38 protein-coding genes are annotated in these 23,860 nt (G+C 39.7%); all 38 read left to right on the forward strand.

Translation table 11 applies throughout. The features are described 5' to 3' along the window. The 38 genes from fusA (at position 1) to G7062_RS05715 (ending at position 23,822) form a co-directional block, all read left to right on the forward strand. Positions 1-2,070: an elongation factor G gene (gene fusA, locus G7062_RS05530; protein ID WP_166064927.1), complete on the forward strand. Its 2,070-nt coding sequence runs from the start codon at positions 1-3 to the stop codon at positions 2,068-2,070. Between the two features lie 86 nt (positions 2,071-2,156). Next, complete coding sequence (tuf, locus tag G7062_RS05535; protein WP_166064928.1) at positions 2,157-3,341, forward strand: elongation factor Tu; 1,185 nt, start codon at positions 2,157-2,159, stop codon at positions 3,339-3,341. Between the two features lie 412 nt (positions 3,342-3,753). Further along, complete coding sequence (rpsJ, locus tag G7062_RS05540; protein ID WP_166064929.1) at positions 3,754-4,065, forward strand: 30S ribosomal protein S10; 312 nt, start codon at positions 3,754-3,756, stop codon at positions 4,063-4,065. Between the two features lie 15 nt (positions 4,066-4,080). After that, positions 4,081-4,770, forward strand: a complete 690-nt coding sequence (gene rplC, locus G7062_RS05545) for a 50S ribosomal protein L3 (protein ID WP_166064930.1) — start codon at positions 4,081-4,083, stop codon at positions 4,768-4,770. Then, positions 4,763-5,392, forward strand: coding sequence for a 50S ribosomal protein L4 (rplD, locus tag G7062_RS05550; RefSeq protein ID WP_166064931.1), 630 nt, complete (start codon positions 4,763-4,765; stop codon positions 5,390-5,392). The genes rplC and rplD overlap by 8 nt, the downstream gene beginning before the upstream one ends. Then, the gene (gene rplW, locus G7062_RS05555) at positions 5,392-5,676 is read left to right on the forward strand and encodes a 50S ribosomal protein L23 (protein WP_166064932.1); all 285 of its coding nucleotides are present in this window, start codon (positions 5,392-5,394) and stop codon (positions 5,674-5,676) included. The genes rplD and rplW overlap by 1 nt, the downstream gene beginning before the upstream one ends. Before the next feature lie 66 nt (positions 5,677-5,742). Further along, the gene (gene rplB / locus G7062_RS05560) at positions 5,743-6,579 is read left to right on the forward strand and encodes a 50S ribosomal protein L2 (protein ID WP_166064933.1); all 837 of its coding nucleotides are present in this window, start codon (positions 5,743-5,745) and stop codon (positions 6,577-6,579) included. Between the two features lie 20 nt (positions 6,580-6,599). After that, positions 6,600-6,875: a 30S ribosomal protein S19 gene (gene rpsS / locus G7062_RS05565; RefSeq protein WP_166064935.1), complete on the forward strand. Its 276-nt coding sequence runs from the start codon at positions 6,600-6,602 to the stop codon at positions 6,873-6,875. Between the two features lie 2 nt (positions 6,876-6,877). Next, positions 6,878-7,213, forward strand: coding sequence for a 50S ribosomal protein L22 (rplV, locus tag G7062_RS05570; RefSeq protein WP_166064936.1), 336 nt, complete (start codon positions 6,878-6,880; stop codon positions 7,211-7,213). 12 nt (positions 7,214-7,225) lie between these two features. After that, a complete protein-coding gene (gene rpsC, locus G7062_RS05575) occupies positions 7,226-8,014 on the forward strand; it encodes a 30S ribosomal protein S3 (RefSeq protein ID WP_166064937.1) in 789 nt (262 codons plus the stop codon). 2 nt (positions 8,015-8,016) lie between these two features. Further along, the gene (gene rplP, locus G7062_RS05580) at positions 8,017-8,439 is read left to right on the forward strand and encodes a 50S ribosomal protein L16 (protein WP_166064938.1); all 423 of its coding nucleotides are present in this window, start codon (positions 8,017-8,019) and stop codon (positions 8,437-8,439) included. Next, complete coding sequence (gene rpmC, locus G7062_RS05585) at positions 8,436-8,639, forward strand: 50S ribosomal protein L29 (protein ID WP_166064939.1); 204 nt, start codon at positions 8,436-8,438, stop codon at positions 8,637-8,639. The genes rplP and rpmC overlap by 4 nt, the downstream gene beginning before the upstream one ends. 12 nt (positions 8,640-8,651) lie before the next feature. Further along, positions 8,652-8,912 (forward strand): 30S ribosomal protein S17, encoded by a 261-nt coding sequence (rpsQ, locus tag G7062_RS05590; protein WP_166064941.1) that lies wholly within the window; start codon positions 8,652-8,654, stop codon positions 8,910-8,912. Between the two features lie 12 nt (positions 8,913-8,924). Next, on the forward strand, positions 8,925-9,293 hold the full coding sequence (gene rplN / locus G7062_RS05595; protein ID WP_166064942.1) for a 50S ribosomal protein L14: 369 nt from the start codon (positions 8,925-8,927) through the stop codon (positions 9,291-9,293). A gap of 10 nt (positions 9,294-9,303) precedes the next feature. After that, positions 9,304-9,612 carry a 50S ribosomal protein L24 gene (rplX, locus tag G7062_RS05600; RefSeq protein WP_166064943.1) on the forward strand — a complete coding sequence of 103 codons (309 nt, stop codon included), beginning with the start codon at positions 9,304-9,306 and terminating at the stop codon, positions 9,610-9,612. A 14-nt stretch (positions 9,613-9,626) separates the two neighbouring features. Beyond that, positions 9,627-10,172 (forward strand): 50S ribosomal protein L5, encoded by a 546-nt coding sequence (gene rplE / locus G7062_RS05605; RefSeq protein WP_166064944.1) that lies wholly within the window; start codon positions 9,627-9,629, stop codon positions 10,170-10,172. After that, positions 10,172-10,441 (forward strand): 30S ribosomal protein S14, encoded by a 270-nt coding sequence (gene rpsN / locus G7062_RS05610; protein WP_166064945.1) that lies wholly within the window; start codon positions 10,172-10,174, stop codon positions 10,439-10,441. Before rplE ends, rpsN begins: the two co-directional genes overlap by 1 nt. A 17-nt stretch (positions 10,442-10,458) precedes the next feature. Then, positions 10,459-10,857, forward strand: a complete 399-nt coding sequence (gene rpsH / locus G7062_RS05615) for a 30S ribosomal protein S8 (RefSeq protein ID WP_166064946.1) — start codon at positions 10,459-10,461, stop codon at positions 10,855-10,857. Positions 10,858-10,872: 15 nt separating this feature from the next. Continuing rightward, a complete protein-coding gene (rplF, locus tag G7062_RS05620) occupies positions 10,873-11,418 on the forward strand; it encodes a 50S ribosomal protein L6 (RefSeq protein WP_166064947.1) in 546 nt (181 codons plus the stop codon). A 21-nt stretch (positions 11,419-11,439) separates the two neighbouring features. Continuing rightward, positions 11,440-11,796 (forward strand): 50S ribosomal protein L18, encoded by a 357-nt coding sequence (rplR, locus tag G7062_RS05625; RefSeq protein WP_166064948.1) that lies wholly within the window; start codon positions 11,440-11,442, stop codon positions 11,794-11,796. A gap of 14 nt (positions 11,797-11,810) precedes the next feature. Then, positions 11,811-12,317 carry a 30S ribosomal protein S5 gene (rpsE, locus tag G7062_RS05630; protein ID WP_166064949.1) on the forward strand — a complete coding sequence of 169 codons (507 nt, stop codon included), beginning with the start codon at positions 11,811-11,813 and terminating at the stop codon, positions 12,315-12,317. Positions 12,318-12,329: 12 nt separating this feature from the next. Further along, complete coding sequence (rplO, locus tag G7062_RS05635) at positions 12,330-12,770, forward strand: 50S ribosomal protein L15 (protein ID WP_166064950.1); 441 nt, start codon at positions 12,330-12,332, stop codon at positions 12,768-12,770. Beyond that, positions 12,770-14,068: a preprotein translocase subunit SecY gene (gene secY, locus G7062_RS05640; RefSeq protein ID WP_166064951.1), complete on the forward strand. Its 1,299-nt coding sequence runs from the start codon at positions 12,770-12,772 to the stop codon at positions 14,066-14,068. The genes rplO and secY overlap by 1 nt, the downstream gene beginning before the upstream one ends. An 8-nt stretch (positions 14,069-14,076) precedes the next feature. Continuing rightward, the gene (locus tag G7062_RS05645) at positions 14,077-14,727 is read left to right on the forward strand and encodes an adenylate kinase (protein WP_166064952.1); all 651 of its coding nucleotides are present in this window, start codon (positions 14,077-14,079) and stop codon (positions 14,725-14,727) included. Then, entirely contained in the window at positions 14,724-15,485 is a 762-nt protein-coding gene (gene map, locus G7062_RS05650) for a type I methionyl aminopeptidase (RefSeq protein WP_166064953.1), read from the forward strand. Before G7062_RS05645 ends, map begins: the two co-directional genes overlap by 4 nt. Before the next feature lie 5 nt (positions 15,486-15,490). Further along, positions 15,491-15,709, forward strand: coding sequence for a translation initiation factor IF-1 (gene infA, locus G7062_RS05655; RefSeq protein WP_003775226.1), 219 nt, complete (start codon positions 15,491-15,493; stop codon positions 15,707-15,709). A 23-nt stretch (positions 15,710-15,732) separates the two neighbouring features. Next, entirely contained in the window at positions 15,733-15,846 is a 114-nt protein-coding gene (gene rpmJ / locus G7062_RS05660; protein ID WP_016357297.1) for a 50S ribosomal protein L36, read from the forward strand. 14 nt (positions 15,847-15,860) lie between these two features. Then, entirely contained in the window at positions 15,861-16,226 is a 366-nt protein-coding gene (gene rpsM / locus G7062_RS05665; protein ID WP_166064954.1) for a 30S ribosomal protein S13, read from the forward strand. Positions 16,227-16,249: 23 nt separating this feature from the next. Then, positions 16,250-16,639 (forward strand): 30S ribosomal protein S11, encoded by a 390-nt coding sequence (rpsK, locus tag G7062_RS05670; protein WP_166064955.1) that lies wholly within the window; start codon positions 16,250-16,252, stop codon positions 16,637-16,639. Between the two features lie 37 nt (positions 16,640-16,676). Continuing rightward, positions 16,677-17,636 (forward strand): DNA-directed RNA polymerase subunit alpha, encoded by a 960-nt coding sequence (locus G7062_RS05675; protein WP_166064956.1) that lies wholly within the window; start codon positions 16,677-16,679, stop codon positions 17,634-17,636. An 11-nt stretch (positions 17,637-17,647) separates the two neighbouring features. After that, positions 17,648-18,010 (forward strand): 50S ribosomal protein L17, encoded by a 363-nt coding sequence (gene rplQ, locus G7062_RS05680; protein WP_166064957.1) that lies wholly within the window; start codon positions 17,648-17,650, stop codon positions 18,008-18,010. A 249-nt stretch (positions 18,011-18,259) separates the two neighbouring features. Then, a complete protein-coding gene (locus G7062_RS05685) occupies positions 18,260-19,597 on the forward strand; it encodes a PTS sugar transporter subunit IIC (protein WP_166064958.1) in 1,338 nt (445 codons plus the stop codon). A gap of 67 nt (positions 19,598-19,664) precedes the next feature. Further along, the gene (locus G7062_RS05690; protein WP_166064959.1) at positions 19,665-19,976 is read left to right on the forward strand and encodes a hypothetical protein; all 312 of its coding nucleotides are present in this window, start codon (positions 19,665-19,667) and stop codon (positions 19,974-19,976) included. Between the two features lie 69 nt (positions 19,977-20,045). Then, positions 20,046-21,134, forward strand: coding sequence for a DUF871 domain-containing protein (locus G7062_RS05695; RefSeq protein ID WP_166064960.1), 1,089 nt, complete (start codon positions 20,046-20,048; stop codon positions 21,132-21,134). Beyond that, on the forward strand, positions 21,131-22,003 hold the full coding sequence (locus G7062_RS05700; protein WP_166064961.1) for an N-acetylglucosamine kinase: 873 nt from the start codon (positions 21,131-21,133) through the stop codon (positions 22,001-22,003). The genes G7062_RS05695 and G7062_RS05700 overlap by 4 nt, the downstream gene beginning before the upstream one ends. Positions 22,004-22,058: 55 nt before the next feature. After that, positions 22,059-22,874, forward strand: coding sequence for a Cof-type HAD-IIB family hydrolase (locus tag G7062_RS05705; RefSeq protein ID WP_166064962.1), 816 nt, complete (start codon positions 22,059-22,061; stop codon positions 22,872-22,874). A 279-nt stretch (positions 22,875-23,153) separates the two neighbouring features. Beyond that, on the forward strand, positions 23,154-23,465 hold the full coding sequence (locus G7062_RS11610; RefSeq protein ID WP_166064963.1) for an RNHCP domain-containing protein: 312 nt from the start codon (positions 23,154-23,156) through the stop codon (positions 23,463-23,465). Positions 23,466-23,486: 21 nt separating this feature from the next. After that, entirely contained in the window at positions 23,487-23,822 is a 336-nt protein-coding gene (locus G7062_RS05715) for a hypothetical protein (RefSeq protein ID WP_166064964.1), read from the forward strand. The last annotated feature ends 38 nt before the right edge of the window (positions 23,823-23,860 follow it).

Consider the following 23,860-nt stretch of genomic DNA (forward strand, 5'->3'; position numbering starts at 1 on the left):
ATGACACGTGAATTTACATTAGATAAAATGCGTAATATCGGTATTATGGCCCATATTGACGCCGGAAAGACTACGACAACAGAGCGTATTCTATTCTATACAGGTCGTACTCATAAAATTGGAGAAACTCATGATGGAGCTGCTACAATGGACTGGATGGCTCAAGAACAAGAACGTGGTATTACAATCACTTCTGCTGCTACAACAGCTTCTTGGAAAAACCACCGTATCAATATCATTGATACACCAGGCCACGTTGACTTTACAGTTGAAGTAGAGCGTTCATTACGAGTTCTTGACGGTGCGGTTACAGTTCTTGATGCAAAATCAGGAGTTGAACCTCAAACTGAAACAGTTTGGCGTCAAGCGACTAAATATAATGTTCCTCGTATTGTATTCGTTAATAAAATGGATGCTACAGGAGCAGACTTCTACATGGCAGCACAAACAATTGTTGACCGTTTGGGAGCAAAATCAGCACCAATTCAATTGCCAATCGGTGTTGAAGATTACTTTGATGGATTAATCGATATTGTTGAACAAAAAGCACATATGTTTGCTGATGTTAACCAAAAATCAGATGACATCATTGATATTCCTGCTGAGTATGCAGATCAAGTTGCTGCAGCTCGCGAGAAATTATTCGACCAAATCTCAGATTTCGATGAAGATTTCATGATGATGATCTTAGAAGGTGAAGAACCTTCAGTAGAACAAATCAAAACTACAATCCGTAAAGCGGTTATTAGTGGTGAATTCTTCCCAGTTCTCTGTGGAGCGGCTTATAAAAATAAAGGTGTTATCGCAATGCTTGATGCAGTTATCGATTACTTACCTTCACCACTTGATATTCCGCCGGTTGCTGGAACACTACCTAATGGTAATGAAGCATTCCGTGAAGCAAGTGATGAAGCGCCTTTCTCAGCATTAGCATTTAAAGTTGCTACTGACCCATTCGTTGGACGTTTAACTTACTTCCGCGTTTACTCAGGTGTTGCTGAATCAGGTTCAGGTGTTTATAACTCCGTTAAACAAAAACGCGAACGCTTTGGACGTATCATGCAAATGCACGCGAACCACCGTGAAGAAATTCAAAATGTTTACGCTGGTGAAATTGCTGCTGCAATCGGTCTAAAAGTTACCGGTACTGGAGATACACTTTGTGATGAAAAGAATGAAATCATTCTTGAGTCAATGAACTTCCCAGAACCAGTTATCAACGTTGCCGTTGAACCAAAAACAAAAGGTGACCAAGATAAGATGGGTCTTGCTCTTGCAAAACTTGCTGAAGAAGATCCAACATTTAAAACATATACTGATGAAGAAACTGGACAAACAATCATTGCCGGAATGGGTGAGTTACACTTAGACATTCTTGTTGATCGTATGAAACGTGAATTCAAGGTTGAAGCAAACGTCGGAGCACCTCAAGTTGCTTACCGCGAAACAATTCGCGCTGCAGCTGACTGTGAAGGTAAGTTTGTTCGCCAATCAGGTGGACGTGGACAATACGGACACGTTTGGATTAAATTCGAACCAAACCCAGGTAAGGGATTTGAATGGGTCGATAAAGTCGTCGGTGGAACTGTTCCTCGTGAATTTATCAAACCTGCTCAAGAAGGACTTACAGCTGCGCTTCAAGGTGGTTTAGTTGCTGGTTACCCTGCAATTGACATCAAGGCGACATTATTCGATGGATCATCACATGATGTTGACTCCTCGGAAATGGCTTATAAGATTGCCGCAAGTATGGCATTCAAAGAAGCTGCTAAGAAATGTGATCCTGTGTTACTAGAGCCAATCATGGATGTTGAAATTACAGCACCATCTGAATATCTAGGAGCAGTCATGGGTGATATCTCATCACGTCGTGGACAAATTCGTGACCAATTAGAGCGTAACAACGCAATTACGGTTAAGGCTTTCGTTCCATTGTCAGAGATGTCAGGTTATGCTACAGACCTTCGTTCATTTACACAAGGTCGTGGTAACTCATCAATGCAATTTGACCACTACGAACAAGTGCCAAAGAGCATTGCTGAAACAGTCGCTAAAAAGAAAAATAACTAGTTAAGACTTTGTTGTTGATTTTAGTGAAGATTTATCTTAATATGATATTGATAAGCAATCAATTTAAAATATAGGAGGAAATTGCAATGTCAAAACAAAAATTTGATCGTTCTAAACCACACGTTAACGTTGGTACATTAGGACACGTTGACCACGGTAAAACAACTTTAACAGCTGCTATTACTACAGTATTAGCTAAGAAAAATGGTGGTGTTGCTTCAGCATACGACCAAATCGATAAAGCTCCAGAAGAAAAAGAACGTGGAATTACAATCTCAACATCACACGTTGAGTACGAAACAGACGCACGTCACTACGCACACGTTGACTGCCCAGGCCATGCTGACTATGTTAAAAACATGATCACTGGTGCTGCTCAAATGGACGGTGCTATCTTAGTAGTTTCTGCAACAGATGGACCAATGCCACAAACACGTGAGCACATCTTGTTAGCAAAACAATTAGGAGTTCCTTACTTCGTAGTATTCTTGAACAAATGCGACATGGTTGATGACGAAGAGTTAATCGACTTAGTTGAAATGGAAGTTCGTGAAGCACTATCAGAACAAGGATACGACGGAGATAACTGCCCAGTTATCCGCGGATCAGCTCTTAAAGCTCTTGAAGGCGACGCAGCTTGGGAAGAAAAAATCGTTGAACTTATGGACGCAGTTGACGCTAACGTACCAGAACCAGTTCGTGATACAGACAAACCATTCTTGATGTCAGTCGAAGACGTATTCACAATTTCAGGACGTGGAACTGTTGCTACAGGACGTGTTGAACGTGGAGAAATCAAAATCAACGAAGAAGTTGAAATCATTGGTATCCGTCCAACATCAAAAACTGTTGTTACAGGTATCGAAATGTTCCACAAGATGTTAGATTCAGCTATGGCTGGTGATAACGTTGGAGCACTTCTACGTGGTGTTAACCGCGAAGAAATCGAACGTGGACAAGTTCTTGCAAAACCAGGAACTGTACACCCACACGTAAAATTCAAAGCTCAAGTTTATATCTTAAGCAAAGAAGAAGGTGGACGTCATACACCATTTGTTAACAAATACCGTCCTCAATTCTACTTCCGTACAACTGATGTTACAGGAACTATTCTATTACCTGAAGGTGTAGATATGGTTATGCCTGGTGATAACATCGAGATGGAAGTTGAGTTAATCGCTCCAATCGCTGTTGAGCAAGGTACTACATTCTCAATTCGTGAGGGTGGACGTACTGTTGGTGCTGGTAACGTTACAGAAATCGTTAAGTAATCACTTATCTAACAAATCAAGAAGTAGCCTCGGCTGCTTCTTTTTTTAATTACAGGGGCTAGAACATTCAGTTACCCAGTGGTTCTGATCAAAATGTAGTGGTTTGAATGACGTTTTTTGGTTTTGTATGAACTAAATGATCATGTGACCAAACGTTTGTGATTCTCAAGCAAATTAATGTTAAAAATCACTCTAAATTCCCGCCTATTATGCCTGATTTATACTATTTTAATTTATTTGGAAAAAAGTCTTAAAAAACCTTGAATTTCATACTATATAGTGTATAATACTTAAGCGACTGCATAGAAGTGCAAGGTTGCCGGCACACTGAAGAGCGTTGTCATGGTCAGTGAGAAGTCGGGGAATTTGCGCGGAGCAGGCCTATTAAATAGGCGGAAGAAGGAGGATTTCCATGGCAAAGAATTTCATTCGTATTCGTTTAAAAGCTTATGAACATCGCACTATTGATAGTGCAGCACAAAAGATTGTTCAAGCAGCAAATGATCACGGTGCTAAAAAAGTTGTTGGGCCAGTACCACTACCAACTGAAAAACAAATCGTAACAGTGTTACGTTCGGTACACGTTAACAAGGATTCTCGTGAACAATTTGAATCAAGAACTCACAAGAGATTGATTGAAATTGTTGGACCTACGGCAGAGACAATCGACGCATTAAGTCGTTTAGACCTACCAAGTGGTGTCGATATCGAGATCAAACTTTAGTAGAAGGGAGAAATCATGAAAGGATTATTAGGACGTAAATTAGGAATGACTCAAGTTTTCGCAACAGACGGAACTTTGATTCCTGTAAGTGTTGTTGAGGTATTACCTAACGTTGTATTACAAAAGAAGACAGCTGAAACAGATAACTATGAAGCAATTCAATTAGGTGTTACAGATGTTAAAGAACAACGTGCAAACAAATCTGAGATTGCTCACGCTGCTAAAGCTAACACAGCTCCAAAGAAATTTGTTCGCGAAATCATCGCTTCAGAAATGATGAATTTAGAAGTTGGTGATGTGGTTAAAGCTGGTTTATTCAGCGCAGGTGAATTTGTCGACGTAAGTGGCATCTCACGTGGACGCGGATTCAATGGTAACATTGTTCGTGGAAACCAAAAAACAGGACCTAAAGCTCACGGTTCAGGATATCACCGTGGAATTGGTTCATTAGCTACAGGTGGTTTGAACCCAGCTAATATTAAAAAAGGTCGCGTAATGCCTGGTCAACATGGTGGTTATTCGACAACAAACCAAAATCTTGAAATTATCAAGGTTGATGAAGAAAACAATTACATCTTAATCAAGGGAAACATCCCTGGACCACGTCGTGGCAATGTTGTTATTAAATCAACAGTGAAACGTAACAAAGTCAAGGATGCTATTGAATTAGTTGACAATGCTAAGGAGGAATCAAACAATGCCTAAGCTAGATGTCTTAAATTTAGAAGGAAAGAGTGTTAAAACTCTTGACTTGAATGAAGCGGTATTCGGTATCGAACCAAATAACCAAACAATCTTTGAAGCTGTTATCATGCAACGTGCATCAACACGTCAAGGAACTCATTCAACAAAAAACCGTACAGAAGTTCGCGGTGGTGGTAAAAAACCATGGCGTCAAAAAGGAACAGGTCGTGCTCGTCAAGGGTCAATCCGTTCTCCTCAATGGCGTGGTGGTGGAATCGTATTCGGTCCGAAACCAAGAAGCTACAAATACAACCTTAACCGTAAGGTTCGTCGTTTAGCAGTTCGTTCAGCATTATCACAACATGCTTTAGATTCAACAATCAAAGTTGTTGAAAACTTAACAGTTGCTAATGTTAAAACACAAGAATTCGTAACCGTAATGAATGCATTAGAATTGAACCGTAAGACTTTATTCGTCGTTTCAAACGAAGAAGATGTAATGAATGCTTACTTATCAATGCGTAACCTGTCAAATACAATGTTGTTGACTGTTCAAGATTTGAGCACATACGATATCGTAAATGCAGATACACTTGTATTCACTGAAAAAGCAGCAGTTGAAGCTGGAGAGGTGTTGGCATAATGAAACGTAACCCTAGAGATATTATCATTCGTCCAATCATCACTGAAAAAACAGTAATGATGCAACAAAATGACAACAAAGTTACATTTGAAGTTGCTAAAGGATCAAACAAAATTGAAATTCGTCAAGCAATTGAAGAAATCTTCAATGTAAAAGTTGAGAAAATCAACACAGTTAAAGTTTTACCACGTAAAAAACGCGTTGGTAAATACGAAGGAAAGACAGCCGCTGTCCATAAAGCAATCGTCAAGCTTGCTGAAGGATCAAACATCGACGTTCTTTAATTCATTAACACTTATCGGAAGAATTACGCTATTTCCGGACAATTTGCGTAGGGAGGAAATTACTTAATGGCAATCAAAAAATATAAGCCAACTACTCCTGGACGTCGTGGGATGACGACTTTAGCTAATGAAACATTAACTAAAGGAAACAACCCTGAGCGTTCATTGGTAGCTCCATTAGACAAAACAGGTGGTCGTAACAACTTAGGTCGTATTACTACTCGTCACATTGGTGGAGGACACAAACGTCAATACCGTATTATTGACTTTAAACGTAACAAAGATGATATTCCAGCAAAAGTTGCTACTATCGAATATGATCCAAACCGTTCTGCTAACATCGCACTTCTACACTATGTAGATGGTGAAAAACGTTATATCTTAGCTCCTAAGGGACTAAAAGTTGACGACGTTGTTATCAGTGGTGCAGAAGCTGATATTAAAGTCGGTAATGCTAAAGCAATCGGATTACTACCTGAAGGTACAGTTATCCACAATATCGAATTAAAACCAGGACGTGGAGCACAGTTAGTGCGTTCAGCTGGAACATCAGCACAAGTTCTTGGTATTGAAGAAAAATATGTAACAGTTCAACTAGCTTCTGGCGAAGTTCGTAAGATCTTAGCTACTTGCCGTGCAACAGTCGGTGAAGTTGGTAACTCAGAGCATTCACTTGTAACAATTGGTAAAGCTGGCCGTAGCCGTCACATGGGTATTCGCCCAACGGTTCGTGGATCAGTAATGAACCCAGTTGATCACCCTCACGGTGGTGGTGAAGGACGTTCTCCAATTGGACGTAAAGCACCTATGACACCATGGGGTAAAAAAGCACTTGGTGTTAAAACACGTAAGAGCAAGAAATCTTCGACTAAGTTAATCGTACGTCGTCGTAATGATAAGTAAGCGAAAGGAAGGAAAGAGATATGAGTCGTAGTTTAAAAAAAGGACCATTTTGTGACTTACATTTGATGAATAAAGTTGAAAAACTTAACGCATCAGGTAAAAAGGAAGTTATTAAAACATGGTCACGCCGTTCAACTATTTTCCCTCAATTCGTTGAGCATACGTTTGCGGTGCATAATGGTAAAGAACATGTTCCAGTGTTCGTTACTGAAGATATGGTAGGTCATAAATTAGGTGAATTTGTTCCTACACGTCGTTATACTGGTCACGCAGCTGACAAGAAGGCGGGTCGTTAATAATGGAAGTTAAATCAGTAGTTAAAACAGTTCGTGTTACACCACGTAAAGCACGCCTAGTATTAGATGAAATTCGTGGTCTTGATGTTGATCATGCAGCAGCTATCTTACGATACACACCTAACGCTGCAGCAAAAGTAATTGAAAAGGTTTTAAAATCTGCAGTTGCTAATGCTACAAACAATCATCAATTAGAAGAAGAAAAATTATTCATCTCAGCATGCTATGCTGATGAAGGAATGACAATGAAGCGTTTCAGACCTCGTGCTAAAGGTTCTGCTGCGCCTATTATGAAGCGTACAAGCCACATCACTGTTGTGGTTTCGGAACGCGTGTAAGGGAGGACAAACATGGGACAAAAAGTAAATCCGATCGGTATGCGCGTTGGTGTTATTCGTGATTGGGATTCACGTTGGTATGCAGAGAAAAATAACTTTGCAAACCTTCTACACGAAGACGCACTTATTCGTGAATATATTGAAAAAAATCTTAAAGATGCATATATTTCACGCGTAGAAATCGAACGCTCAAAAAACCGCGTAGATGTTATCATCCGTACAGCCCGCCCAGGTGTTGTAATTGGTGTTAATGGAGCAAGTATTGAAAAAACAAAAGCTGCAGTTGCTAAAATTTCAGCTGGTAGCACAGTAAACATTAAAGTATTAGAAGTTGCAAACCCTGACTTGGATGCACATTTAGTTGCTCGTAACATTGCTGAACAACTAGAACAACGTGCTTCATTCAGAACTGCACAAAAACGTACAATTCAACGTACAATGCGTTCAGGAGCTAAAGGAATTAAAACTGCAGTTTCCGGACGTCTTGGTGGAGCAGATATGGCTCGTACAGAAGGATATGCTGAAGGTGTTGTTCCTTTACATACACTTCGTGCTGACATTGATTATGCACACTATGAAGCAAATACACAGTTTGGGATCTTAGGCGTTAAAGTTTGGATTTGCCGTGGTGAAGTATTACCAGGACAACTCGTACAAGAACCAGAAGCACCTAAGGCAGGTAAATTTGATCGTCCTCGTCGCCGTCGTAATGACCGTAACGATCGCCGTCCAAATAACCGTCCTCAAAATGCAAAACCTGCAGCAGAAGCTGCAAACAAAGACGAGCAAGGAGGTAATTAGTTATGTTGATGCCTAAACGTACTAAATATAGAAAACCACACCGTCTTTCATACGAAGGACGTTCAAAAGCTGGCCGTACAGTCGCTTTTGGAGAATATGGTTTGGTTGCTGAATCAGGAAACTATGTAAGTAACCGTCAAATCGAAGCTGCTCGTATTGCAATGACACGTTATATGAAACGTGGTGGAAAAGTTTGGATCAAAATTTTCCCTCACTTAGCAATCACAAGAAAACCACTTGAAGTCCGAATGGGTTCCGGTAAAGGGGCACCTGAAGGATGGGTAGCAGTAGTTAAACCAGGTCGAGTAATGTTTGAAATCGCTGGTGTGCCTGAAGAAGTTGCGCGTGAAGCGTTCCGTCTTGCATCACACAAACTAGCAGTTAAAACTCGATTCGTCCGTAAAGGAGAGGAGGAACAAGTATGACAACAATAAAAGAAATTCGTGAAATCAATAACGCTGAGTTACTAGTTGAAATTGATAGCCTAAAGGAAGAGTTATTTGACTTACGCTTCCAACAAGCAATTGGTCAACTTGAAAATCCTACTCGTTTAAGAGAAATCCGTAAAACGATTGCTCGCATCAAGACAGTAATCACTGAGCGCGAGCTTAGTGACGATAAGTAGGAGGTCACAGCAATGGAAAGAAACAAACGTAAAGTTTACCGTGGCACCGTTGTATCTGATGCAATGGACAAAACGGTCGTAGTTGAAGTCAAAACATCAAAACGTCATCCATTATATGGAAAACGTGTTAATTATTCAAAAAAATTCAAGGCTCATGACGAAAACAATGAGATTAAAGTTGGAGATACAGTAGAGATTATGGAAACACGTCCATTATCAGCTACAAAATACTTCCGCGTTACTCGTTTAATCGAAAAAGCCGTTGTATTGTAGGAGGTTGTCAAGATGATACAAAATGAATCAAGATGTAAAGTCGCTGACAACACAGGCGCTAAAGAAATCTTAGTTATCCGCTCCCTTGGAGGAAGCTTCCGTCGTTCATCTAACATCGGTGATATCGTTGTTGGAACGGTTAAAGAAGCGATTCCTGGTGGATCAGTTAAAAAAGGTGATGTTGTTAAAGCGGTAGTAGTTCGTACAAAGTACGGTGTTCGTCGCGGTAATGGATCATACATCAAATTTGATGACAACGCAGTTGTTATCCTAAAAGATGATATGACACCAAAAGGAACACGTATCTTTGGACCGGTAGCTCGCGAGCTTCGTGAAAAAAACTTCATGAAGATTGTGTCATTAGCTCCGGAAGTGTTATAGGGAGGCTTTTATGAAAATCAAACGTGGCGATAAAGTTCAAGTAATCACTGGATCATATAAAGGTACCATTGGTGATGTCATCGAAGTTAAACCTAAATTAGATAAGGTTAAAGTTGAAGGTGTAGCGTTAGCTAAAAAACACATGAAACCAAGCCAAATCAACCCAGATGGTGGAATTATTGAACAAGAAGCATGGATTCATGTTTCAAACGTAATGCTATACGATCCAAAAGCGAAAGCTCCAACTCGTGTAGGTTACAAAGATGAAAAAGGTAAAAAAGTACGTGTCTATAAAAAATCAGGCAACGTCGTTAAATAAGGAGGTATAGCTAAATGAATCTAAAAGAACAATATAAAACAGAAGTTGTTGGAGCCTTAGTTAAACAATTTAACTATACTTCAGTAATGCAAGTTCCAAAACTTGAAAAAATTGTTATCAACATGGGTGTTGGAGAAGCAATCAGCAACGCTAAATACTTAGAAGATGCTGTTGAAGATCTAACAATCATCACAGGACAAAAACCAGTTATTACAAAGGCTAAGAAATCGATCGCGAACTTTAAACTTCGTGAAGAAATGCCTATTGGTGCGAAAGTAACACTTCGTGGACAAAAAATGCACGACTTCTTAGAAAAACTAATTAAAGTTGCATTACCACGTGTACGTGACTTCCGTGGAATCAATGCTGGATCATTCGATGGTCGTGGTAACTACACAATGGGAGTTAAAGAACAATTAATTTTCCCAGAAATCGATTATGATAAAGTAAACAAAGTGCGTGGTATGGATATCACTATCGTTACTACAGCGCAAACTGATGAAGAAGGCTTCGCTCTATTAAAAGAGTTAGGAATGCCTTTCAAAAAGGAGGGTAACTAATGGCTAAAAAATCAAAGATTGCTCGTGAATTACAACGTCAAGCAGTTGTTGAGCGTTATGCTGAAAAGCGCGCACAATTAAAAGCTGATGGTGACTACATTGGGCTACAAAAATTGCCTAGAGACGCTTCACCTGTTCGTTTGCACAATCGCGATAAAGTTGATGGTCGTCCTCGCGGTTATTTACGTAAATATGGTATGTCACGTATTCGCTTCCGTGAATTAGCTCATAAAGGGCAAATTCCAGGCGTACGTAAGGCAAGCTGGTAAAAGGAGGAGCTTTTCAGATGTATGTAACAGATCCAATTGCTGATTTCCTCACACGTGTTCGTAATGCTATTCAAGCAAAACACGATATTGTCGAAATCCCAGCAAGTAAAGAAAAAGTAGAAATTGCTAGAATCTTAAAAGAAGAAGGCTTTATCCGTGACTATTTAGTTAACGGAGAAGGATACAAGAAGAGCATTACTGTTGTTCTTAAATATGGTCCAAATGGTGAGCGCGTAATTAGCGGATTGAAACGTATTTCAAGCCCAGGAAAACGTGTTTACACAAAGAGTAATGAAGTTCCTCGTGTTCTTAATGGACTCGGAATTGCTATCATTACAACATCAGAAGGTTTGCTAACTGATAAACAAGCGCGCCAAAAACATGTTGGTGGCGAAGTGTTAGCTTACGTCTGGTAAGAAGGGAGATACTCAATGTCACGTATCGGAAATAAAACGATTACCATTCCTGCTGGCGTCGAAGTTAATGTAAAAGCTGGTAATGAGGTGACAGTTAAAGGTCCCAAGGGAACTTTAACACGTCAGTTCAATCCAATTTACACAATCGATGTCGCTGAAGGCGAAGTCAATGTGGCTCGTCCGAATGATACAAAATTAGTAAAACAAATTCATGGTACTACACGTTCACTTATCAACAACATGGTTGAGGGTGTAAACGAAGGCTTCAAGAAAGAATTAAATCTTGTTGGTATCGGGTATCGTGCATCTAAGTCAGGAAACACATTAGTCTTGAATGTTGGATACTCACATCCAATTGAATTCGAAGTCAATGAAGGCCTTGAAGTGGAAGTACCATCTGCAACAGTTATTGTTGTTAGTGGAATTGATAAACAAATGGTTGGAGAATTTGCCGCAAACGTTCGTGCAACTCGTAAACCAGAACCTTACCTCGGTAAAGGGATTAAATACAAAGATGAAGTTATCCGTCGTAAAGAGGGTAAAACTGCAGCTAAGAAATAGTGGGAAAGGAGAAATTGAATTATGGCAAAAAAATTATCTAGAAATCAAGAACGCGTGCGTCGTCATGCTCGAGTTCGTCGTAAGGTCAGTGGAACGCAAGAACGCCCACGTCTTAGCGTGTATCGCTCAAATGGAAACATTTCGGTACAAATCATCGATGATGTCGCTCAAGTAACCCTTGCAGCAACAGGATCAATTGATTTAAAACTTGAAAATGGCGGAAACGTCGAAGCAGCAACAAAAGTTGGTGCTGAAGTTGCTAAATTAGCAAAAGATAAAGGTATTACAGCAGTAGTATTCGACCGTGGTGGATATATCTATCATGGACGTGTTAAAGCACTTGCTGAAGCAGCTCGCGAAGCCGGGCTAGAGTTTTAAGAAGGAGGCGCATGATGAATCGTAAACCGAGAAGAGAACCACGTGAACAAGAATTTGAAGAACGTGTTGTTGTCATCAATCGTGTAACTAAAGTCGTTAAAGGTGGTCGTCGTTTCCGCTTTGCAGCTCTAGTTGTCGTTGGCGACAAAAAAGGACGTGTTGGATTTGGAACGGGTAAAGCAAACGAAGTCCCAGATGCAATCCGCAAAGGTGTTGAAGCAGCTAAGAAAAACTTAATCAAAGTTGAAATGGTTAACGGAAGTTTACCACATGTTAACACTGGTAAATTTGGTGCTGGGGAAGTATTCGTACGCCCTGCAACTGAAGGTACTGGAGTTATCGCTGGTGGAGCAATCCGTGACGTCATGGAATTAGCTGGTGTTACAGATGTTCTAACAAAATGTATCGGATCACGCACACCAATTAACATGGTTCGTGCAACATTCGAAGCATTAAAAACAATGAAAACTGTTAATGAAGTTGCTTCATTAAGAGAAATTAAAGTCGAAGACGTACGATAGAAGGAGGCCTTTATGAAATTACATGAACTTAAATACAATGAAGGTGCCCGTCAAGATCGTAAACGTATCGGACGTGGACACGGTTCAGGAACTGGTAAAACATCAGGTAAAGGTCACAAAGGGCAAAATGCTCGTAGTGGCGGTGGTGTTGCACTAGGATTTGAGGGTGGACAAACACCACTTTACAAACGTATTCCTACACGTGGATTTAAAAACATTAACCGTGTTGAGCATGCAGTTGTAAACTTATCATCATTGAATGTATTCGAAGATGGTAGCGAAGTAACAATCGAAATGTTACTTGAAAAACGTATTATTAACAAAACACTTGACGGTGTAAAAATCTTAGGTCAAGGTGAGTTAGAGAAGAAGTTAACTGTTAAAGCGAACGCATTCTCAAAATCAGCAATTGAAAGTATTGAAAAATTGGGTGGAAAAGCAGAGGTGATCTAATGAGATTATTTACTGATATTTTTAAAAACAAAGAAATCAGAAGAAAAATCATGTTCACACTGGCTATGCTATTACTTTATCGTTTAGGAACAGTTGTACCTGTTCCTAACGTCGATAGCGCTAAGCTTTCGGGGATGGTCTCATCATTAGAGTCTAATACGCTAGTTGGAATGATTAATATTCTTGGTGGTGGTTTACTACAACAATTGTCGATTTTCGCTCTTGGTGTGGGTCCATACATTACTGGGTCAATCATTATTCAACTCTTGTCAATGGATGTAATTCCGTACTTAACGGAACTTACAAAATCTGGACAAAAGGGGAAACAACAGATTGATCGTATTACACGTTACTTGGGAGTTATACTAGCGTATGTCCAAGGAATTGGTATTCTCTACGTTTTTAACTCACAATATAACATTCTCTTAAGTACTAACGTTGTTGACTATTTCTTTATGGGAACAGTCATGACAGCTGGAACAATGTTCCTACTCTGGGTTGGTGATCAAATCACCGCTAAGGGTGTTGGTAACGGGATGTCCCTCATTATCTTTGCTGGTATTGTATCGGCAATGCCAAAATCATTCGCAAGTGCATATGCAGCAATGGTTACAAACGGTGGTTCAATGGGATGGTTATGGTTCACGCTCTTTGCGTTATCATACGTCGCAATTATCATTCTCGTTGTATTCATGAACAATGCAGTGCGTAAGATTTCAATTCAATACACATCAAACGTAAGCGGAACAGCACGTGGTAGTGGAATGAACCATTTACCATTAATGATTAACTCTGCTTCTGTTATTCCAGTTATTTTCGCTGGAGCAATTATGCAAGCACCGATTATTGCCTTAAGTTGGTTTAATCAAGGAAGTGTTTACACATTCTTGAGCACCTACTTTACAACAAATCATCCAGTGGGATTAACACTGTATGCTCTCTTAACGATTGCATTCACGTTCTTCTACACTCACTTGCAAGTTGATCCTGAGAAAATATCAGAAGATTTTGCTAAGAATAATTCATACATTCCTGGCGTTCGTCCTGGAAAAGATACGAAAACATATATTAGTACAATCTTAAATCGCATTACTGTATTGGGAGCAATTTTCCTAACATTCGTTGCGGTACTACCTCACTTACTACCAATGATCACTAATGGTGCAATTCCTGCATCAACAGCTCCTGGTGGAACGGGTATTATCATCGTTGTTGGTGTTGCTTTAGAGACAGTGAAAGAACTTGAAGGACGATTAACACAACGTGATCGTTCATACAAAGGTTTATTCAACCGTTAGGAGGAACTATGAATTTATTAATAATGGGTCCTGCTGGTAGCGGTAAAGGAACAATGTCGGCACAAATTGTTGAAGCGTATGGAGTTGTCCATATTTCAACAGGGGATATGTTTCGTGAAGCAATCGCAAACGAAACACCTGTTGGATTAGAAGCAAAGTCATACATGGATAACGGTAAACTTGTGCCAGACAGTGTTACCGATCGTATGGTTAAAGAACGCATTTCGCAAGACGATTGCTTGAATGGTTATCTCTTAGATGGCTATCCACGTAATTTGAGTCAAGCGCATGCAATCGAAGAAATGGCAGCAGAAATTAATCGCCCAATCGATTTGGTGATCAACCTTGTTGTTGATTATCAAGAACTCGTAAAACGAATTACAGGTCGTCGTATCTGTAAGACATGCGGTGCTATCTATCATGTTGACTTCCACAAACCACAAATCGAAGGTGTCTGTGACATCGACGGTGGTGCGTTGTATCAACGTGTTGATGATACTGAAGAGAAATTAGCTGTTCGTTTTGAAGAATATACCAAACAAACAGAACCTTCAATCGAATATTTTAGAGAAAAAGGTTTAGTTCGTGATATTGATGCATCACAAGATGCAAAGAAGGTCATGGACGACATTAGAAACATTTTAGAGGCGGTTAAATGATTACAACCAAGTCTGAACGTGAATTAGATTTAATGAGAGAAGCGGGACGCATTGCCTTTGAAGCGCAAGAAGTTGTCCGTGCTGCGATCAAACCGGGTGTCTCTACAAAACATTTGGATGATCTTGCTCATCGTTATATTCTAAGTCAAGGTGCAACGCCAGCGTTTCTTGGTTTTGATGGATTTACCGGTTCAATCTGTGCTTCAGTTAACGAAGTATTAGTTCATGGTATCCCAAGTTCAGATATAATCCTCAAAGATGGTGACATCATTACAATTGATGTTGGAGCAGTTTACAAAGGTTACTATAGTGATCATGCGTGGACCTATCCAGTTGGTGAGATAAGTGAAGCGGCGAAAGTCTTACTTCAAGTATCAGAAGATTCATTGTTTGCAGGAATTGAAGCCGCTGTTGCCGGTAATCGTGTTGGTGATATTGGTCATGCAGTTATGTCGGTTGTTGAGCCGTATGGATTTGGACTCCCTGTGGAGTACTCGGGCCATGGTTTGGGAACGTCGATGCATGAAGAACCATTTGTACCCAACGTCGGTGTGCCAGGTAAAGGCGCTTTACTACGTAAAAATATGGTAATCGCAATTGAACCGATGGTTCAAATCGGTACCAATAAGACAGAAGTTCTTGATGATGGTTGGAATGTTGTATCGAAAGATAGATCACTGACAGCGCATTATGAACATACTGTTCTCGTTTTAGAAAATGGTTATGAAATACTAACCCGAACAAAGGAGGCTTTTTAACACTCATGAGCAAAGAAAACGTAATTGAAGTTGATGGAGTAGTTCTTGATACATTGCCAGGTGCAATGTTTAAGGTGGAACTCAGTAATGGTCATGAAATTTTAGCTCACGTATCTGGTAAAATCCGTATGCACTACATTCGCATTTTACCGGGAGACCGCGTGACTGTAGAGATTTCGCCTTACGATTTATCACGTGGGCGCATTACATTTAGACATAAATAAGATAGTTTTAGGAGGATATACTAATGAAAGTAAGACCATCTGTAAAACCAATGTGTGAAAAATGTAGAGTTATTCGACGCAATGGTAGAGTAATGATTATTTGTGAAAATCCAAAACACAAACAAAGACAAGGATAGGAGGACGTCATTTAATGGCTCGTATAGCAGGAATTGACATTCCACGTAACAAACGTGTAGTAGTCTCATTAACATATATCTACGGAATCGGTTTACCAACTTCCCAAGAAATCTTGGCAAAGACAGAAATCGATGAGAACGTCCGTGTTAAAGATCTTTCAGAAGATCAAGTTAACGCAATTCGTCGTGAAGTAGAAGCAATCAAAGTTGAAGGGGATCTTCGTCGTGAAGTCAACCTTAACATCAAACGTCTCATGGAAATCGGAAGCTTCCGTGGTATTCGCCACCGTCGTGGATTACCAGTTCGTGGACAACGTACAAAAACAAATGCTCGTACACGTAAAGGACCACGTCGTACTGTAGCGAATAAGAAGAAATAATCTTAAATAGGAGGAAAACGTAAATGGCAAAGCAAAAAGTAGCTCGTAAACGTCGCGTTCGCAAGAATATAGCACGCGGAGTAGCTCACATCCATTCGACATTTAACAACACAATCGTTACAATTTCGGATGAACAAGGAAATGTTCTCGCTTGGTCAAGTGCTGGAGCTCTTGGATACAAGGGTTCACGTAAGTCAACACCATATGCAGCTCAAATGGCTTCAGAAGCCGCAGCAAGAGCAGCAGTTGATCATGGAATGAAAGCAGTTGAAGTTAGTGTTAAAGGACCTGGACCTGGTCGTGAATCAGCGGTTCGTGCATTACAAGTAGCTGGATTAGAAATTAGTGTCATCAATGATGTTACACCAGTTCCTCATAACGGATGCCGTCCACCAAAACGTCCACGTGGATAGTATTTTTAAACTAGAAAAAACCAGGAGGTATTCATAGATGAACAAGTTTGAACGTGCGAAATTTGAAGTTAAAGAATTTGATGAAACAGCAAATTACGGTAAGTTTGTTATCGAACCCCTCGAAAGAGGATTCGGTAATACAATCGGAAACGCCTTAAGACGCGTACTACTCTCATCATTACCAGGCGCAGCGGTTTATTCAATTAAAATTGAAGGTGTATACCACGAGTTTACATCAATCGCTGGAGTCGGAGAAGATGTAACTGGTATTGTTCTTAATGTGAAGGACCTCGTCCTTAATATTGAAGACGATGAAGTTTATACTTTACGTATCTCACAAAAAGGACCGAAAGTTGTTACCGCAGCTGACATCGAATGCCCTACAAATGTAGAAATCTTAAACAAAGAACACATCATCGCTACTTTAGCGGAAGGTGCTGTTCTTGAGATGGAGCTTAAAGCTCGTAACGGTCGTGGCTATGTTAGTTCAGATGAGAATAAACTTATCTATCAAAACGCATCCCAAGGGATTGGCACGATTTTTACCGATTCTATTTATACTCCAATCGAAAGAGTTAAATACCTTGTCGAACCAACACGTGTTGGACAAGATTCCAAGTACGATCGCTTAATTTTAGAAATTTGGACAAATGGCGCAATCCAACCTCAAGTTGCTGTGTCACTTGGTTCAAAAATTTTAATGGATCACTTGGAGCAAATTGTTGCAATCAAAGACTCAGTTTATGAAAGCGAATCCGTCATCAAACCGGATGTCTCAGGTGTCGAGAACCCTATGGCAACGATGATGATTGAAGATCTTGATCTCTCAGTTCGTTCATATAACTGCCTAAAACGCGCAGGTATCCAAACTGTTGAAGAGTTAACCCTCAAGACAGAAGAAGAAATGATGCGAATCCGTAACTTAGGTAAAAAGTCATTAAAAGAAGTTAAAGACAAACTCCATGATCTTGGACTTGGCTTTAAATCATTTGAATAGGAGGATATAAGATGAGAAACCGTAAATTAGGTCGTGACTCAGCTCACCGTAAAGCGTTACTCCGTAACCTTTCAACAAGCTTGATCGTTCATGGTCGTATCGAAACAACAGAAATGAAAGCAAAAGAACTTCGTTCAGTTGCTGATAAACTCGTTACACTAGCAAAACGTGGTGACCTACACGCACGTCGTCAAGCTGCAAGCATTGTCTTCAATGTTGTTGCTGATGAAAAAACAGGACAAACAGCTTTACAAAAGCTATTCGATGAAATCGGTCCTAAATATGCTGACCGCAATGGTGGCTACACACGCGTAATCAAAACTGAAATGCGCCGTGGAGATGCTGCACCAATGGCAGTTATTGAATTCGTTTAATCGATTATAAACCCTCAGAAATGAGGGTTTTTGTTTGCACTAAATTTTATGGTCATGTAAATACACATGAGAAAATGTATCTGTTATTATGAAAACGATTGATATGACAAAGGCCAATTAATGGGCTGAAATGGCTTACGGAAATAATATTTCAATTCATTATGTGAATTAATGAAATATAATTGACATCGCTTACAATTTGGGGTAAATTATAGGTACTGATACGTCGTATCAAGGAGGAGAGAATAAATGGATACATTTGTAAAGATCATTGATGAGAAATTATCTGCACCAATGACAAAGCTTGCGAACCAGAGACATTTGCGAGCAGTCCGTGATGGTATTGTTGCGACATTACCATTAATTATCGTGGGTTCGTTTTTCCTAATTATAGGAAATCCGCCATTGCCTGAAAACTGGGGAATTACAATTTTCTTAAAGGCTAATGCACCTGCAATCGTTTTACCTTACCGTTTAACAATGGCTATTATGACATTGTACGCAACTTTCGGTATTGGACATAGTTTGGCTGAATCATATGACCTTGACGGATTGTCAGGTGGTATCTTGGCTACTGCTGCATTCTTATTAACATTCACACCAATTAACATTCCTGCAACTACAGCACTTGCTGAAGCAGGTATGCTTACAGCACAAGGTGTTGAAACACTTAACTTAGGTGTTGCCGGATGGGTATTGCCAATGGCGAACCTTGGTGGTGGTGGTATGTTTGTTGGTATTATTACTGCAATCCTTGCTGTTGAAATTTTCCGTTTCACAGATAAATCAGGATTCAAAATTTCAATGCCACCTCAAGTACCTGCTTCAGTTTCACGTTCATTTGAAGCTTTAGTACCTACAGCAATCATCTTATTGTTAATGGCTACAATTACTTACTGGTTAGGATTTAACTGGCACTCATTCATTGGTAACTTGGTCAAACCATTGTTATCAGCAACAGATTCATTGCCATCAGTTATTATTCAAGTATTACTTGTAACAATCTTCTGGGCATTTGGTATTCACGGTGTTTCAATCATCGGATCAATTGCACGTCCAATCTGGTTACAATTATTAGATGCTAACTCATTAGCATTTGAAGCTGGTGTTGCTGGAACAGCATTACCACATATCGGTGCAGAGCCGTTCTTCCAATGGTTTATTTGGATTGGTGGATCAGGAGCTACAATCGGTTTAGCAATCGCGATGGCATTCTTTGCAAAATCAGCATATGCTAAATCACTTGGTAAAACAGCATTCATTCCTGCAGTGTTTAACATCAACGAACCAATCATCTTTGGTGCACCAATCGTGCTTAACCCAATCTTGATTATTCCGTTCATCTTAACACCTACAGTTCTTGCAATTATTGCTTGGATCGTTACATCAATGGGACTTGTTAACCGTGTTGTCGTTACGGCACCATGGACATTGCCTGGACCTATTGGGGCATACCTTGCAACAGGTGGAGACTGGAGAGCAGCAGTATTGAGCATTGTCTTGATTATCATTGCTTTCTTAATCTACTTCCCATTCTTCAAGATTTATGACAACAAGCTTGTCCTTGAAGAAAATGCAGACATCTAATATAAATTTGTTATAATAGTAAAGGTCTTGTTTATAGCAAGGCCTTTTCTTAAGAAGGAGAGTTACCATGAAAGCACCACGTCTTGAAAAAAACAAATCATTTACAAATATATCATTCAAGAGCTCGCTCTTTATTATCTTTGGAATTTTAGCATCAACACTTATTCCAAAGTTACTTCTCGACTCACTAGGGTTGCAGTTATACCCATTGCGCGTAATTTTGATTGCACTCACTTCGGCATTCGTCGTATGCCGTTGCTTATTCTTTATTGATTCCAATAAAGGTTACACTCGTGGATACTGGATTTTATTTGCGTTGATTGCCATTTTGACTGGCTTTATCTCGTACTTCTGGGTCTACCAAATCTACTTCGTCTAGTCTTGTTTGACAACACTATAATGTTGCGATAAACTAAAGTTGTAGGTACAAATTCTAAAAGGAGATATTATGAGAAAATTAGGAATTTCGATTTACCCCGATAAATCAACTGTTGAAGAAATGAAAGCATATATTGTGAAGGCTGCAGATGCAGGATTCTCACGTATTTTTTCATGCTTATTATCAGTGGAAAAACCACGTGAAGAAATCAAAGCTGAATTTATTGATATCAATACTTTTGCGAAAGAATATGGATTTGAAATCATTGTTGACGTGAGTCCAAAAGTCTTTAAGGACTTAGAAATTAGTTATGATGACCTCACATTCTTTCATGAGATTGGTGCAGATGGAATTCGCTTGGACGCTGGATTTGGTGGCGCACAAGAAGCAATGATGACATTCAACGAATTTGACTTAAAGATTGAAATTAACATGAGTAATGATACAAATTACATCGATACGATTATGGATTTCCAACCCAATCAATATAACTTAATCGCTTGTCATAACTTTTATCCACACCCATATTCTGGCCTCACTGAAGAGCATTTTGTAAACTGTACAACACGATTCACTAAATATGGTCTTCGTTCAGCAGCTTTCGTTGCAAGCATGAACCCAGAAGCTTACGGACCATGGCCTGTTGATTATGGTTTGGTTACATTGGAATCACACCGTGGACTTCCAATGCATGTTCAAATCAAAGACTACATCGCTCGTAACATTCTTGATGATATTATTGTCTCAAACTTTGTACCAAGTGATGCAGAACTTGAAGAAGTGAAGAAAATCAACTTAACAAAACTCAACCTTGCCGTTGAGCTTGTTGATGGCATCCCAGAACTCATGAAGAAAATTGTACTGGAAGAGCCACACTTCAACCGTGGAGACGTAAGTGATTACTTATTGCGTTCAACAATGTCTCGTGTAAAATACAAGGGACAAGGTTTCCCAGTATTCAACGCACCAGAGATGATCAAGCGTGGCGATATTGTTATCGAAAGTGATGACTTTGGACACTATGCAGGTGAATTAAATATTGCAAAGAAAGACATGAAAAATACAGGTAAATCAAATGTTGTCGGGCATGTTGTCGCTGAGGAAATTTTCTTACTCGACAAAATCAAGCCATGGCAAAAATTTGAGTTTACACTATGAAATATTACTTAGGAATTGATGCTGGTGGTACGCACACACGTTTCCTAATGTTTGATGAACACGGAAATAATGTCGAACGTATTGATCGCGATAGCATTCACTTTATGCGTGTCGGATTTGGTGGTATCCAAAATGTACTTGGCGAAATCAAGAGTGAATTCGAATCAAAGGGATTTAATTTTGATGAAGTTGGTGTTGCAATTGGAACGGCCGGTTATGGTGAAGACAAACAAGTCCGCACAAAAATTGAATCTGCAATCTGGAATGTATTTCCCAATGCGCTTATTATGAATGACGCAATGTTCGCCATGACATCGGCTTTGAACCATAATGATGGTGTATACATCATTTCTGGAACTGGATCCATTGCATTTCGCAAACACGATTGTGTTGAGGAACGTCGCGGTGGCTTCGGTTATCTCTTAGCAGATGAAGGTTCAGCATTCTGGATTGGAAAACGTATTTTAGAGGCGTTTACCAAGGAAGCAGATGGTCGTTTACCACGAACACGTTTGTATGATGAAATCATGAGTCATTTTGAACTTCAAGAAGCCTATGATCTTATCGGTATCGCCAATGAGAACAAAGAAGATTATCGTACATGGGTGGCGCAATTTAGCGGCATCGTTGGCAATTTAGAAAGCCCTCACGTTGATGATGTATTCAAACGTGCAGGATTGGAACTTGCTGAACTTGCGAATAACTTCGAACTCAATGGAAAAACCAAGATTGCATTCGGTGGTGGTGTGCTTTTACACAACACACGTGTTCGTGAAACACTACTTCATGCATTGAACGATGATTATGAGTTTGTGGCCAGTGAGCATCCCGTTGAATACGCAGCATACTTACTCTTAAAACAACATTAAAACTTGTGTTCGCACAAGTTTTTCTTTATGATTAGAGATAAATGGGGGAATCCTAATGAAACTAATTGCGTTTGATATTGATGGTACAAGCATAAAAAAAAATCGCCGAGTGGCGGAGTCGACACTCCGTATTTTGCAACAACTGCATGATGACGGTTATATTCTTGTGCCAACAACTGGAAGATCCCTCGATGGTATTCCAAAATCAATTAAAGCCCTGAATATTTGTGACTATGCGATATCTTCAAATGGTGCTGTAATCACAAATTTAAAAACAGGTGAGACGCTAGCGAAGACAGTTTTCAGTCCTGAACGTGCTGCCAAGGTTTTGGATATCATCCGTCCGTATCGTTTATGGACCTCTTTGCATATTGAAAATGAATGCTACGATTCGACATGGTTGCAAAAGACAGTACGCCGTGTGTTTTTCCACGGAGATTTTCTCCACAATCGATTTATTCATAATCCTGCCAAGTATGTTCGTGAGCATCAAACCGAAGTCGAGAAAATTCAAGTATTCTCGCTTTCAAAACATAAGTTAAAACGGTTGTTGAAAGAATTGGATGTGATTGCGGATGTAGCATATCCGATGTCTTCAAAGAACTATTATGAGATAACAAATAAAGGGGCAGAAAAAGGAATTGCTCTGACTGAATTATGCCAGCATTTGAATGTTCCATTAACCGAAGTTTTTGCAATTGGGGATGATGTCAATGATATATCAATGCTTCGCGTTGCGGGGATATCCGTTGCCATGGGTAATGCCAAACCTGAAGTCGCTTCGGAAGCGATGTATGTTACGGGAAGTAATAATGAAAATGGATTTGCTAATGCATTTCAATTATATTTATACAATCAAAAGGAGGCCTAATGAACATAAATTATAAACAGAAATTCGCACGCTAGCTAGGAGACGACGCCATAGGTCGTGAGATTTAATAACCGATACTGGTGGAACATGGCAGAGGCTGTGTTACAGTGGCATGTACAATTCAAAGCATGCAGAGGTCCGGATGGGAAACCTGAAGTTGGAACCAGAAGTAATCGCATATGCGGTGAATGACGATCTTTTAAATCAAGCCGACACTCAAGAATAAACGGAAGTCCTGTTCACTTATATTAAGTCAATTAATATAGGAGGACTCACTTCGTGCGAGTATTAAAGAATTGCAGTTTTATCTGCGAGAATTGCCAGTTAGAAGTTAAAGCATTGAATAATGGAAGCTATCGAAATCACTGCCCTTTGTGTCTGCATTCAAAACATGTAGATTGCAAACCAGGAGATCGTAAAAGCAGGTGTCTTGGACTCATGAGACCTGTGTCCTATCGTTACCACAGTAAAAAAGGATATCAAGTGAAACACATTTGTAAGGTGTGTGCTTATGTGCGATATAATATTGTTGCAACTGATTGTGACCAACCCGATTCCATACAAGAATTGATGGAACTTACATTTGAATAAAGTTAGAAAGAAGGCGAACGCATGCAACGTTTTTTTGACGCAATACCACGATGGCTATCAAGCCGCGTATCAATATTTATCTATTTATTTCTATTTTTCTACCTTGTTGTCTTTCCAGTCGTTACATCAGTTGTACCTGCAATTGTAAGTTGGGCACCTTCAAGTATGACGCAGCTCATTCTGGGGAATTATACCAATGTTCTAAGTGCGTTAGGTGCTTCAATTGCTGCGGGTTCAGGTGTTGTAGTTCACAAGAAGGTAACAACAATTCAAAAGAATCACGATGCAATGAAAGCGTCTTTAGACTCACTTCATGAAAAGTTGGATGCAATGAATTCAAAAGATGTGGATGCGTGAGTTAATTGTCTAAATTATCATGCTTCACATCAGTTACC

Origin of the sequence: Erysipelothrix sp. HDW6C (assembly GCF_011299615.1) — a bacterium.
Taxonomy (GTDB): Bacteria; Bacillota_I; Bacilli_A; order Erysipelotrichales; family Erysipelotrichaceae; genus Erysipelothrix.